This is a genomic window from Streptomyces sp. HD (assembly GCF_028369295.1).
Taxonomy (GTDB): domain Bacteria; phylum Actinomycetota; class Actinomycetes; order Streptomycetales; family Streptomycetaceae; genus Streptomyces.
Genome location: NZ_JAQMYP010000041.1, coordinates 83,763 through 96,268 on the forward strand (window position 1 = coordinate 83,763; position 12,506 = coordinate 96,268).

Annotated in this window: 8 protein-coding genes; 5 read left to right on the forward strand and 3 right to left on the reverse strand. The window is 71.9% G+C overall.

Annotated features, from left to right (window positions below):
* Positions 1-330 precede the first annotated feature (330 nt).
* Together POF73_RS32665 and POF73_RS32670 are read left to right on the forward strand one after the other, a co-directional pair.
* Positions 331-2,013, forward strand: coding sequence for a hypothetical protein (locus tag POF73_RS32665; RefSeq protein WP_272122643.1), 1,683 nt, complete (start codon positions 331-333; stop codon positions 2,011-2,013).
* A gap of 122 nt (positions 2,014-2,135) precedes the next feature.
* Positions 2,136-3,665, forward strand: coding sequence for a carboxylesterase/lipase family protein (locus POF73_RS32670; protein ID WP_272122644.1), 1,530 nt, complete (start codon positions 2,136-2,138; stop codon positions 3,663-3,665).
* A 118-nt stretch (positions 3,666-3,783) separates the two neighbouring features.
* Here POF73_RS32670 and POF73_RS32675 read toward each other — a convergent pair whose 3' ends face one another.
* From POF73_RS32675 to POF73_RS32685, 3 genes are read right to left on the reverse strand one after another with little or no spacing between them, the layout of a single operon-like run.
* Positions 3,784-5,055, reverse strand: coding sequence for a sugar ABC transporter permease (locus tag POF73_RS32675; RefSeq protein WP_272122645.1), 1,272 nt, complete (start codon positions 5,053-5,055; stop codon positions 3,784-3,786).
* Positions 5,056-5,060: 5 nt separating this feature from the next.
* Complete coding sequence (locus tag POF73_RS32680; RefSeq protein ID WP_272122646.1) at positions 5,061-5,843, reverse strand: ATP-binding cassette domain-containing protein; 783 nt, start codon at positions 5,841-5,843, stop codon at positions 5,061-5,063.
* A gap of 39 nt (positions 5,844-5,882) precedes the next feature.
* Positions 5,883-6,971, reverse strand: a complete 1,089-nt coding sequence (locus POF73_RS32685; RefSeq protein WP_272122647.1) for a substrate-binding domain-containing protein — start codon at positions 6,969-6,971, stop codon at positions 5,883-5,885.
* Between the two features lie 297 nt (positions 6,972-7,268).
* Here POF73_RS32685 and POF73_RS32690 point away from each other — a divergent pair, with 297 nt between their 5' ends.
* From POF73_RS32690 to POF73_RS32700, 3 genes are all read left to right on the forward strand, one after another.
* The gene (locus POF73_RS32690) at positions 7,269-9,908 is read left to right on the forward strand and encodes a SpoIIE family protein phosphatase (RefSeq protein WP_272122648.1); all 2,640 of its coding nucleotides are present in this window, start codon (positions 7,269-7,271) and stop codon (positions 9,906-9,908) included.
* Positions 9,905-10,990, forward strand: coding sequence for a sugar ABC transporter substrate-binding protein (locus POF73_RS32695; protein WP_272122649.1), 1,086 nt, complete (start codon positions 9,905-9,907; stop codon positions 10,988-10,990). Before POF73_RS32690 ends, POF73_RS32695 begins: the two co-directional genes overlap by 4 nt.
* Positions 10,991-11,134: 144 nt before the next feature.
* A complete protein-coding gene (locus POF73_RS32700; RefSeq protein ID WP_272122650.1) occupies positions 11,135-12,445 on the forward strand; it encodes a hypothetical protein in 1,311 nt (436 codons plus the stop codon).
* The last annotated feature ends 61 nt before the right edge of the window (positions 12,446-12,506 follow it).

Below are 12,506 nucleotides of genomic sequence, written 5' to 3' on the forward strand. Positions count from 1 at the left end.
CCACCACGCACCTTGCCCGCACCTGGGCGGCTTGACCAGAGGTGTGCGAGCAGCCGTCGTGTACCCCTGATGCGCGAGCAGGCGCGGGACGAGTCCCGCACCCCGCCGACCCGCTCCCGCACCCCCGGCATCGCCCGAAACCCGAAACCGCGCGCCCGCCCGCCCCGTTGTCGATGCGGGCCCCGCACACCACCGACCCGCGGCGGTCTCACCGGCCCGGAGCTTTCCGGCCAGTCGGCACCGGGACCCGGCACAGGAGTCGGCAGGGCGGGTGCTCTCGGGAAGACTCGGAACCAGGCCGGCCGGCGTACCACAGGCAGGAGACAGCCCATGGAGTACTACGACCTCGGCACCCACACCCGCGCCGTGACCACGCCCTCCGCCCAGGCCCAGCTCTGGTTCGACCGGGGACTGACCTGGACGTACGCCTTCCACCACGAGGAGGCCGTCGCCTGCTTCGAGGCCGCCGCCGCGGCGGACCCCGACTGTGCCATGGCCCACTGGGGCATCGCCTACGCGCTCGGCCCGAACTACAACAAGCCCTGGGAGTTCTTCGACGACCAGGAACTCGTGCACACCGTCGACCGCACCCACGCCGCCGTGGAACTGGCGCACGAGAAGGCCGTCGACGCCACTGCGGTCGAACAGGCGCTGATCGCCGCCCTGCGCGCCCGCTACCCGCAGGCGAAGGCCGTGGAGGACTGCTCGGTCTGGAACGCGCCGTACGCCGACAGCATGCGCGCGGTCTACGAACTCGCCCCCGACGACCCCGACATCGCCACCCTGTACGCCGACGCCCTGATGAACCTCACACCCTGGCAGTTGTGGGACCTCAGGACCGGCGAACCGGCCGAGGGCGCCCGCACGACGGCGGCCAAGGCCGTCCTCGACCGAGCCCTCGCCACCGACGCGGGACGCGACCACCCGGGCGTCGTGCACCTGTACATCCACCTGATGGAGATGTCCCCCACCCCCGAGCTGGCGCTGCCCGTCGCCGACCGGCTGCGCGGACTGGTCCCGGACGCCGGGCATCTGCACCACATGCCCTCGCACCTGGAAGTGCTCTGCGGCGACTACCGGCGGGTGGTCTCGGACAACACCCGGGCGATCGAGGCGGACGAGAAGTACCACCGCAGGGCCGGGGCGATGAACTTCTACACCCTGTACCGCTCGCACAACTACCACTTCAAGATCTACGGGGCGATGTTCCTCGGCCAGTCCCGGGTCGCCCTCGACACCGCGGCGCAGCTGGAGGCGTCCATCCCGGAGGACCTGCTGCGCGTGCCGAGCCCGCCCATGGCCGACTGGCTGGAGGGCTTCCTCGCCATGCGGGTCCACGCCCTGATCAGGTTCGGCCGCTGGGAGGACATCCTGGACCTGCCGCTGCCCGCCGACCCCGAGCTGTACTGCGTGACTACCGCGATGATCCACTACGCCCGTGGCGTCGCCCTCTCCTCCACCCACCGGGTCCCGGAGGCGGAGGCGGAACGCCGGCTCTTCCGCGAGGCGGTCGCCCGCGTTCCCGAGACGCGCATGCTGTTCAACAACACATGCGCCGACATCCTCGCGATCGCCTCGGCGATGCTCGACGGCGAGCTGGAGTACCGCAAGGGTGACCACGAGGCAGCCTTCGCCGCCCTGGAACGCTCCATCGAGCTGGACGACAACCTCCCCTACGACGAACCGTGGGGCTGGATGCAGCCCACCCGGCACGCCTACGGCGCCCTCCTCCTCGAACAGGGACGGGTCGAGCAGGCCGAGGCGGTCTACCGGGCCGACCTCGGCCTCGACGGCACCCTCCCGCGCGCCTTGCAGCACCCCGGCAACGTCTGGTCCCTGCACGGACTGCACGAGTGCCTGATGCGCCTGGGCCGGATCGAGGAGGCGCAGATGGTGGCCCAGCAGCTGCGGCTCGCCGTCGCGCTGGCGGACGTACCGGTCGAGGCGTCGTGCTTCTGCCGGCTCGACACGGGTCACGGTGCGGCGGCCGAAGTCGGTTGCTGCGGCGACTGAAGGGGCCCGTGCGTGACGGGGACGGGACTGTCGCCCGGGGACGCGGTATGTTCGTCGGGTGAACTAGGTTTCACAGTGAGCCCGTGAGCCCGTGAGCCCGTGAGTCTCCCAAGGAGTCGTCGATGAACAGTGCCCAGTTCCCGGAGGCCGGTACCGCGGCCGGTACGGTCCGCGGGCGCCGCGAGGGCGCTCTCACGGTCTTTCGCGGCATCCCGTACGCGCAGCCCCCGGTGGGCGGGGCGCGCTTCACGGCTCCGCGGCCGCCCGAGCGCTGGGACGGCGTCCGGGAGGCGTCAGCGTTCGGCCCTCCGCCCCCGCAGGAGCCGTTCGGCCCCGAGGGCGCTCCAGCCGACTCCGGCCCGGGCGGCGACGACTGGCTGACCGTCAACGTCTGGACGCCCGAGGCGGATCCGGCGGCCCGACGCCCGGTGATGGTGTGGCTGTACGGCGGCGCCTACAAGTTCGGCTCCGCCGACAACCCCGGCTACGACGCCGGCCGCCTCGCAGGTGAAGGCGATCTGGTCGTCGTCACCCTGAACTACCGCGTCGGCGTCGAGGGGTTCCTGCGGATCGAGGGCGCCCCCGCCAACCGCGGCCTGCTCGACCAGATCGCCGCACTGGAGTGGGTGCGTGAGAACATCACCGCCTTCGGCGGCGACCCCGGCCAGGTCACCGTCTTCGGCGAGTCGGCCGGCGCCGGCTCCGTCGCCGCACTGATGGCCATGCCGAGCGCCCGGGGTCTGTTCCACCGCGCGATCGCGCAGAGCGTGCCCGGCACCTTCTTCTCGGACGCCCTCGCCGCGGACATCGCCGAGGCCCTGGCCGGTGAGCTCGGGATGCGTCCGACGGTCGCCGACCTGTCCGGCCTGGACCCGCGCAAGCTGACCGAGGCGAGCGCCGCGCTGAGCGCCCGGATGCGGGAGTACGTCCACCGGTGGGGGCCCGTCGCCCTCACCCCGACCCCGTACTCCCCGGTCGTCGACGGCGAGGTGCTCACCGCGACGCCGTGGGAGGCCCTCGCGAACGGCGCCGCCCGCGACGTCGAGCTGATCGTCGGGCACAACCGGGACGAGTTCCGTCTCTTCATGATGCTCGGTGGACTGCTCGGCCAGGTGGACGAGCGGCTGGCGTCGACGACGCTGGGCCTGTTCGGACCGGTGCCGGACGCCGAGAACGCCTATCGTGCGGCGTTCCCCGACGCCTCGGCGGAGCACCTGTTCGAACTCGTGCAGTCCGACTGGCTCTTCCGTATGCCCTCGCTGCAGCTGGCGGAGGCGCAGGTGGCCGGTGGCGGCCGGGCGCACCTGTACGAGCTGACCTGGCCCGCCCCGGCCAACGGCGGCGTCCTCGGCGCCTGCCACGCCCTCGACGTGCCCCTCACCTTCGGCGTGTACGACGGGCTCGGCGCCATGCTGATCGGGCCCGAGCCCACACCGGAGGCCGAGGCCCTCTCGGCCCGCTTCCGCTCCGCCTGGACCGCGTTCGCCCGCACCGGCGACCCCGGCTGGCCCGCCTACGGCACCGCGAGCCGTCTCGTCCGCCTCTTCGACGCCGAGCCCACGGTCGCCGCGTATCCGGAGGAGGCCTCGCGGCGCCTCTGGGAGCGGCATACGTTCGCGGCGCTGCCGCTGGGCCCGGCCGCGACCGGCTGACGACACCCGCACGGGCCGAGACGGCCGCACTGGCTGACGGTGTCGTGACGGGCCTCCGGCGGCGGGACCGGCGACGATGCGGGGGCGTGCGGGACATGCCCTCCCGTCCGACGGTCACTCACGCCCTCCCGTGTGCCTCCTGCGAGCGCCGCGCCAGCGCGTCGATGACCACGGCGGCGAACAGCACCCCGCCCGTGATCATGAACTGGACGGCGGTGGGGGTGTCCGTGATCACCATGCCCGAGGCGATCGACTGGATGACCAGCATGCCCAGCACCGCGGACCAGGTCGTGCCGCGTCCGCCGAACAGGCTGGTGCCGCCGATGACGGCCGCCGCGATGGCGTTGAGGAGCAGCAGGCCGGAGCCCGAGCCCTGACTGACCGAGGTGATGCGCGAGGCCAGGAACAGACCGCCGATCGCGGCCATGGTGCCGGAGACGGCGAGCACCGCGGTCTGCACGCCCGTCACATTGAGGCTGGCGCGACGGGCCGCCTCGATACTGCCGCCGAGCGCGTAGACCTGCCGTCCGTAGTGCGTGCGGCGCAGCAAGACGTCGAGACCGGCCACTACCACGAGGAAGATCAGCAGGGCGAGCGGCAGCCCCTGGAACCGGTTCAGCAGATAGGCGGCGGTGAACGCGACCGCCGCGAGGATCCCCGTACGCACCATGATTCCCCGCAGCGAGCGGTGCGGCATGCCCATCATCCGGCGCCGCCGCCTGTCCTGCTGGGACCCGAGGAGGACCAGGCCGGTGCCGACCGCCGCCAGGCCGTAGGCGGCCGCGTCGTTGCTGAAGTAGTGGCTGGTCAGCTTGGCGACGAGCCCGTTCTCGTCGAGGTTGACGGTGCCGCTGGTGCCGAGGATGTACAGCATGACGCCGTTGAAGGTCAGCAGCCCCGCGAGGGTGACGACGAAGGCGGGCACCCGGGTCTTGGCGACGGAGTAGCCCTGGACGGTTCCCGCGACGGTACCGGCGAGCACCGCCGCGATGAGGGCCAGCCATTCCGGCACGCCGTTGTTCACGTTCAGTACGGCGAAGACGGCGGCGGCGAGCCCGCTGATCGAGCCGACCGACAGGTCCAGTTCGCCGATCAGCAGGACGAAGACGATGCCGACCGCGATGAGGCCCGTACCGACGATGTCCACGCTGAGATTGGACAGGTTCCGGGGCGACAGGAAGCTGCTGTTGAGGGACTGAAAGGTGATCCAGACGGCGGCGAGGACCAGGACGACCGGGAGCGAGCCCAGTTCGCCGGCGCTCAGCTTGCGCCGCAGGACGGCGATGCCGCTCTCCATGACCCGGGCGAGGGCCGTTCCGCGGGACGTCCGGCGGGCCCCGGCGGTGGGCGCGGCGGGTGCGGTCCGTGTGCTGTCCGCGCTGCTGCGCATCCCTTTCACCACCCTGCCTCCCGATGGGCCATCCGGCGGGGCACGTTCTCCGTGGCGCCGGTGATGGAGGCGATGATCTGCTCCTGGGACGCGGTGTTCACATCGAAGAAGCCGTTGTTGCGGCCCAGCCGCAGCACCGCGGCCCGGTCCGCGAGCGCCTTGACATCGCCCATGTTGTGACTGATGAGCAGCACCCCGAGACCCCGGTCGCGCAGCCGGTCCACCAGGTCCAGGACCTCGCTTGTCTGCTCGAACCCCAGCGCCGCCGTCGGTTCGTCCAGGAGGAGGACCCGCGGTTCGCCGAGGAGCGAGCGGGCGATGGCGACCGTCTGCCGCTGACCGCTGGACAGCGAGACGACCGGGGCCCGCAGATCGGGCACCCCCCGGGTCAGCCGCTCCAGCAGATGACTGGTGCGGCGCTCCATCTCGACCTCGTCGAGGAACCCGTACCGGCGGACCTCCTGGCCGAGGAACAGATTGCCGACGACGTCGAGGTTCCCGCACAGCGCGAGGTCCTGGTAGACGGTGGCGATGCCGAGGTCCCGGGCGTCGTGCGGGCGCCTGATCTGGACCGGCCGGCCCTCCCACTCGATGACGCCCTTGTCCGCCGGGGTTACTCCGGAGATCACCTTGACCAGGGTGGACTTGCCGGCCCCGTTGTCACCCAGCAGCGCCACGACCTGCCCCGCGCGGATCTCCAGCTCGATGTCGGCGAGGACCTGGACGGCCCCGAAGCGCTTGCACACGCCGCGCAGCGTCAGCAAGGGGGGACTCGGCACGAAGACCATCTCCTTCCCACGGCCGGTCCGGCGCCCCGAACCGGCCGGTCAGGTGAGTCCGGCCCTGGCACAGGCGGCGTCGAGTTGGGGGGTGCAGATCTGCTGGATCGTGTACACGCCGTCCTTCACGACGGTGTCGTCGATGGTGTCCACGGTGATGGTGATCGGGGTGAGCAGGACCGCCGGAACGGTGCCGCCCGTGCTGGTCCGCACCCGGTCCGGGGCGACCCGGTCGAGGCTCTCGCCCCGGGCCGCGGCCACCGCCAGCGCGGCACCGGCGGACGCCTCGGGCTCGAAGGGCTTGTAGACGGTCATGTACTGCTCGCCGGCGAGGATGCGCCGCAGCGCCCCGAGCTCGGCGTCCTGCCCGGTGACGGGGGGCAGCGGGTCGACCTTGTTGGCCTTGAGCGCCGAGATGCTGCCCGCCGCGAGGCCGTCGTTGGCGGCATAGACCCCGTCGATGTTGCCGGCGCCCAGGGCGGAGATGGCGCCGGACATGTTCATGTTGGCGACCTCCGTCCTCCACTGCCGGGTGTCGTACGCCTTGGAGATCTCGACCTTGCCCTCCAGCTCGGACAGGGCGCCCTTCTTGAACGACACCGCGTTGGGGTCGCTGGGATCGCCGTTCATCATGACGATCCGGTCGCCCATCGCCCCGTCGCTCATGGCCCTGAGCAGCGCCTTGCCCTGGAGTCTGCCGACCTCCTCGCCGTCGAAGGAGGCGTAGCCCGAGATGGGGCCCTCGGCGAGGCGGTCGTAGGCGATGACGGGGATGCCCGCCTGGTCGGCCTTCGTGACCGTGGGGCGCAGTGCCTTGGAGTCGACGGCCACCAGCAGGATCGCGTCGACCCCGTCGGCGATCATCGACTCCATCTGGGCCTGCTGAATGGCGACGTCGTTCTTGGCGTTGGCGTGCTCGACCTCGCAGTCCGCGCACAGTTCCTTGATCTGCCGGTTGAGCATCGGCCTGTCGTTCGTCTCCCAGCGGGCCGTGGTGGAGTCCGGCAGCAGCACACCGATCCGCGGATGGTCGCCCCCGCCGGAGTCGCTTCCGCCGCTGTCCCCGCAGGCCGCGAGCGCGACGGCCGCGACGGCCGCGGTCACAGCTACGACCGCCCCCCGTGCGCAGGCCTTCATGTGCGGGACCTCCCTTTCCTCCACCGCGCGGGGTGAAGAGGGCGGAAAATACTGCAAGAAATGCGGGCAAAGCGGCTATGCCGTAAGTGTGGCACCGGCCGCGATGAACTGCGAACGCGCCCGGATCCGAGTTCGATGGGCGTCTGCTCGACCTTCGATCGACCTCCGGTCGAGTGTCGATCGAAGGCGGGCCTCAAAGGATCTGTCTGCTTTGCCCGCATATGAGACGCTGGTAGCTGAGCGCCCCCATCTCAGTCTGTCGGCACCTGTGGCCTGGGGCAGGAGGAAGGTGCGGACATGCCTCATGACGGCCGTGCCCGGGCCGGCGTCTCGCAGCTACGGGCATCGGAGGCCGGGGCTGCGGGCACCGGTTCACCGCCTCCGGCGCGCGAGGCCGTCGCCCCGGGGGAGCGGGCCCTGGCGTTCGCCGGAGCGACGCTGGCGGCTGTCTACGTGCCCGGCGCCGGCGAGCAGGAACTCCGGTTGCTGGAGACGGCCGGACTTCCCGCGTCCCGGCCCGGACTCTCCGCGTCCCCATCAGGTCTCTCCAAGTCCAAGCGCGGACACCCCGCGTCCGGGCCCGGAGCCGCCCTTTCCCGGCCCGGACACGCCGTCACCCCGTACGCCCTGCCGGAGCGCCTGCCCCTGCCCGGCGGCTCGCCCGCGGCGCAGGCCTACCGCACGGGTCGGCCGCTGTGGCTGAACCCCGCGGCCCTCGCCGCTTACGAGGGCGGCACGGCACCGGCGGCGGCACAGCTGTCACTCGGCGCGCTGCCGCTCGGCGCGGAGGGCCGACGGCTGGGCTGTCTCGTGGTCGTGGGGGCCTCCGGCGACGGATTCGAGACCGAGCAGCAGCGCTTTCTGGAGCGGTACGCCGACGCCGTCGCCGCCCTCCTGCGGGCCGGACCCGACCGGCCCCCGTCACCCCCGCTGCTCGGCCCCGCGCTGCGCGCGCTGCGCGTCGGCTCCTTCGTCCTGGAGCCGGACACCGGCGTGATCGACGCGGACGACATGCTGCTCGAACTGGTCGGCATCACGCCTGACGACTTCGACGGCAAGGCGGACACCCTGCTCGCCAACGCCCTCCCGGAGGACATGCACGCGCTGATGTCGGTCCTGGAGCCGTCCATCCCCGCGTTCGCCCGCCGGGAGCTGGAGTTCCGGGTTCGCCACCCCACCGGCGAGGTGCGCTGGCTGACCCTGAGATGCCGGGTGGCGGCGCGCTCCGACGACCGGCCGCAGCGACTGCTGGGCGTGGTGACGGCGACCTCGGTGCAGCGCCGCAGCGCCGACGACGTCTCCCGGATCCAGTGGCTGACCGCCGCGCTCGACGACGCCACGACCGTCGAGGACGTCGGCCAAGTGGTCGTGACCGCACTGCGCGAACCGCTGGCCGCCGACCGCGTGGCACTCGCCGAACTGCGCGAGGACCGGCTGGTGGTCATCGTGCTGGACCCTCCGACCCCCGCCGCCTGGCCGCAGGCCTGGAGCTCCGAGTGGCGCTCGGAGTGGCCCGACGCCTCGGTGCGCGCCCTGCCCACCCTCCAATTGGCCCTGCGTGACGGCCGGATGGATCTGTGGCCCGCCGGTACCCCCCTCGAACCGGGCCTCGCGGGCATCGGCGCCGGCGGCCTCGCCGTCCTGCCGCTGCCCGCCAAGGGCGGGATCGTCGGCGTGTGCCTGGTCGGCTGGGACCAGCCGCACGAGTTCGCCACCGAGGAGCGGTCCGTGCTGACCGCGACCGCGGCCCTGATCGGGCAGGCGCTGGAGCGAGCGCACGCCTACGACGCCGAGCAGGAACTCGCGACGATGCTCCAGCGCAGCCTGCTGCCCCGCCGCCTGCCCGAACTGCCCGGCGGGAAGGCCGTCGCCCGTTATCTGCCCGCACGGCGCGGACTCCAGGTCGGCGGCGACTGGTACGACGTCATCGTCATCTCCGAGGACCGGGTGGCCCTGGTTATCGGAGACGTACAGGGACACAGCGCCGGAGCCGCGACGATCATGGGCCAGATGCGGACCGCCGTCAGGGCGTACGCCGTGGAGGGCCACCCGCCCGACGTCGTCGTCTCGCACGCCAACCGGCTGCTCGTCGGCATGGAGACCGACCTCTTCGCCACCTGCTGCTATGTCGAACTGGACATGGAGGAGGGCAACGCCCTCTTCGTCCGGGCCGGACACCTCTCCCCGCTGGTCCGCCACCCCGACGGCTCCACAGAGGAGGTGGAGGTCGAAGGAGGACTCCCGCTGGGCGTGCTCGCCGAGGCGGAGTTCCCCATGACCGCCGTGGCGCTGACCCCCGGCACGGTGCTCGCCCTCGTCACCGACGGCCTCGTCGAGGCCGCCGACCTGCCCCTGGACGAGGGCATGGACCGGACCCGCCTCGCGCTCGCCGCGGCCGACCCGGCCGACACCGGGCGGATGGCCGACGCGCTGCTCGGCGACGAGGGCCGCCGCGAGGACGACGTCGCGCTGTTGCTGCTGCGCTACGACGGCATGACGGCCCGGCCGATCCGGGCCGGCTGGGTGGTGTGGCGGCTGCCCGACGCCGTCATGCACGCCCGCCGCTTCACCGCGCGCACCCTGCGCGGATGGAAGGTCGAGGAAGCAGCCGACGGTGTGCTGCTCGTCGTCTCCGAACTCGTCACCAACGCCCTGGTGCACACCCAGGGCCCCGTCCGCCTCGACCTGATCCTGCGCGGGGACCTGGTGCGCGTCAGCGTGAGCGACGCCTCGCCGCGGGCCCCCGCCAAACCGGTGATCGTCGACTGGGAGTCGACCGGCGGCCGGGGCCTGCTGCTGGTCGAGGCGATGTCGGACTCCTTCGGCTCGGTCCCGGTGGCCGGCGGCAAGCAGGTGTGGAGCGAGATCCGCGTGCCCCCACCCGAGCCGGCCGCCGCGGCCCCGGAGTCTCGAACGCAACGAGGGGGCCTGCCATGAGGAACCGCACCCGTACCCGCACACGGCAGGTCGCCGCGGCCGTCGTCGCCGGACTCCTGACGCTGACCCTGGCCGCCTGCGGGGGAGATGACGAGGCGAGCACGGACAGCTTCACCATCGGCCTGCTCTTCCCGAACCGGGTGACCCCCCGCTGGGAGAAGTGGGACAAACCGCTGATAGAGCGGCGGCTGAAGGAGCTGTGCCCTCGCTGCACCGTGCGGTACGCCAACGCCGACGGCGATGTGGTGAGGCAACGGCAGCAGATGATCTCCATGATCACCAAGGGGGTCGGCGTCCTGATTCTCAACCCCACCGACAGCAAGGCGATGCGCTCCTCCATCCAGGAGGCACGCCAGGCGGGTGCCTCGGTCGTCGTTTATGACCGGCTGGCCGAAGGACCGATCTCGGGCTTTGTCAGCTTCGACGGCGCACAGATCGGCAGACTCCAGGGCGAGGCACTGCTGAGGGCCATGGGGGGCACCGGGAACGTCGTGATGATGAACGGCGACCCGACCAGCGCCAACGCGGCGTGGTTCCGCAGGGGCGCGCTGTCCGTCATCACGGGCAAGCTGAAGATCGCCAGGTCCTACGACACCGCGGCCTGGAGCAGCGACAACGCCCACGCCAACATGTCCGCCGCGATCGCGGCCCTGGGCTCGGACCGGATCGGAGGCGTCCTGGCGGCCAACGACTCCATCGCCGAGGGAGCCATCTCCGCTCTGAAGTCGGCCGGTGTCCGCGAGCTTCCCCCCGTCACCGGCCAGGACGCCGACCTCGACGCCGTACAGCGCATCGTCAAGGGCGAGCAGTACATGACGGTGTACAAGCCATTCACGGAGGAGGCCGCCGCAGCCGCCAACATGGCCGTCGCCCTGGGGCGCGGCGAGGACGTCCGGGACACGGCCACGACGACGGTGGACAGTGCCACCACCGAGGACATCCCGGCCGTACTGCTCACTCCGCGAACGGTGACGGTCGGCGACATCAGGCGGACACTCGTCGACCACGGCGTGTACACGATCGACCAGATCTGCACCGTCAAGCTCCGGCCCGCCTGCGCCCAGGCCGGACTCTCCCCATGACGGGCCCCACACGGCGGAACTGACGGCCACTCGGAAAATCGCCGTCCCGTACAACCCTTGGGCCGCGGCGGACGTCTGCTGTACGGGAACTCGTGTTCCCCCACAGCTCATCCATCCGTCACCGTCGCTTCACCAGAGGACCTCATGCCCCACACCGCTCCCGGCCACCGCCTGTTCCGACGGACCGCCGGCGCGATCGGCGCGGTCGCCCTGATCTCGCTGGGTGCCGCGCCCGCCGTCGCCGAGGACACCGCCCCCGGACTGGTGCTGGGCGAGATGGCCCCCTTCGAGGGGGTGAAGCCCGGCAGCTCCTTCGAGGTGCCCGCGACCTTCACCAACACGGGCACCGAGGCCCTCGACAAGGTGTGGCTGTCCTACACCGTCAGCCACGGGCTCAACCACACCGAACTGCCCTCCAACTGCCTTGCCTGGAAGATCTGGGGATTCGACGAGATCCCGGTCAGCACCAAGGCGGTCTGCGAGTTCGACCAGACCGTGAAGCCCGGCGTCGTCTACGCGCCCGAGAAGGCGATGTCGGTCGACGCGCTCGACAGCGCGCTGTACGACAGCGTGCGCGTCGTGGTGAACTCCCAGAACGACGCCCCGGGGGACGAGGCCTCCTCGGAGCCCGTCCAGGGCACCGGCCCCGCGATGAAGCTGGTCGAGCGGCCCGACGCCACCCCCGCCGCCCCCGGCTCCGCCGAGCACGAGGGCTGGGACGCGAAGGACGTGAAGGTGACCGCCGCGAACACCGCCGACCTCCAGGTGACGGGCGCGCGGTTGAAGGGCCGCGTCGGAGACACCGTGGACCTGAAGCTGAAGTTCACCAACGCCGGCCCCGCCTGGGTACGCAGCACCGGAGGGGTGGGTGTCCCGCTGCTCCACGTCCTGGTCAAGATGCCGGCCGGGACGTCGGTGACCAAGGGCAACGGCTACTGCGACAAGGTCGCCTCCGGAAGCTACGAGTGCGGCGTCAGCCAGAACTGGGTCAACGAGGGTGACGGGGAGACGTACACCTTCAAGCTGAAGATCGACAAGGCGGTGCCGGGCGCCAAGGGATCGGTGGCGCTCGACGACCGGGCCCGGCCGTTCGACAAGGACAAGGCCAACGACAAGGCCGCTATCACGCTCGACGCCACCGGCAGCGGCTCGACCGGCGGCAGCGGCTCGACGGGCTCCACCGGAGGCTCCGGCTCCGCCTCCACCGGCGGCGCGGGCAGCACGGGCGGTTCCGGCTCCACCGGTGACTCCTCCGGCGGCGGTTCCGCGACCGGCGGGACCTCCACGAGCGGCGACTCGACCACCGGTTCCACAAGTTCGACCACTGCCTCCGGCGACCTGGCGAGCACCGGCTCCGGCTCCACCCTGCCCGTCGCGGGCGCGGCGGCAGCGGCCGTCGGCATCGGCACGGGCGCCGTCCTGCTCGTACGCCGCCGCCGCGCGGCACACCGGTAACGACCGGACCGGGGGGGGGGGGGGGGGGGGGGGGGGGGGGGGGGGGGGGGGCGGGGGGGCG

Coding starts and splice junctions, on each gene's coding strand:
- POF73_RS32700 (WP_272122650.1), top strand. CDS start 11,135: ATGCCCCACACCGCTCCCGGCCACCGCCTGTTCCGACGGACCGCCGGC.
- POF73_RS32665 (WP_272122643.1), top strand. CDS start 331: ATGGAGTACTACGACCTCGGCACCCACACCCGCGCCGTGACCACGCCC.
- POF73_RS32680 (WP_272122646.1), bottom strand. CDS start 5,843: ATGGTCTTCGTGCCGAGTCCCCCCTTGCTGACGCTGCGCGGCGTGTGC.
- POF73_RS32690 (WP_272122648.1), top strand. CDS start 7,269: ATGCCTCATGACGGCCGTGCCCGGGCCGGCGTCTCGCAGCTACGGGCA.
- POF73_RS32695 (WP_272122649.1), top strand. CDS start 9,905: ATGAGGAACCGCACCCGTACCCGCACACGGCAGGTCGCCGCGGCCGTC.
- POF73_RS32685 (WP_272122647.1), bottom strand. CDS start 6,971: ATGAAGGCCTGCGCACGGGGGGCGGTCGTAGCTGTGACCGCGGCCGTC.
- POF73_RS32670 (WP_272122644.1), top strand. CDS start 2,136: ATGAACAGTGCCCAGTTCCCGGAGGCCGGTACCGCGGCCGGTACGGTC.
- POF73_RS32675 (WP_272122645.1), bottom strand. CDS start 5,055: ATGCGCAGCAGCGCGGACAGCACACGGACCGCACCCGCCGCGCCCACC.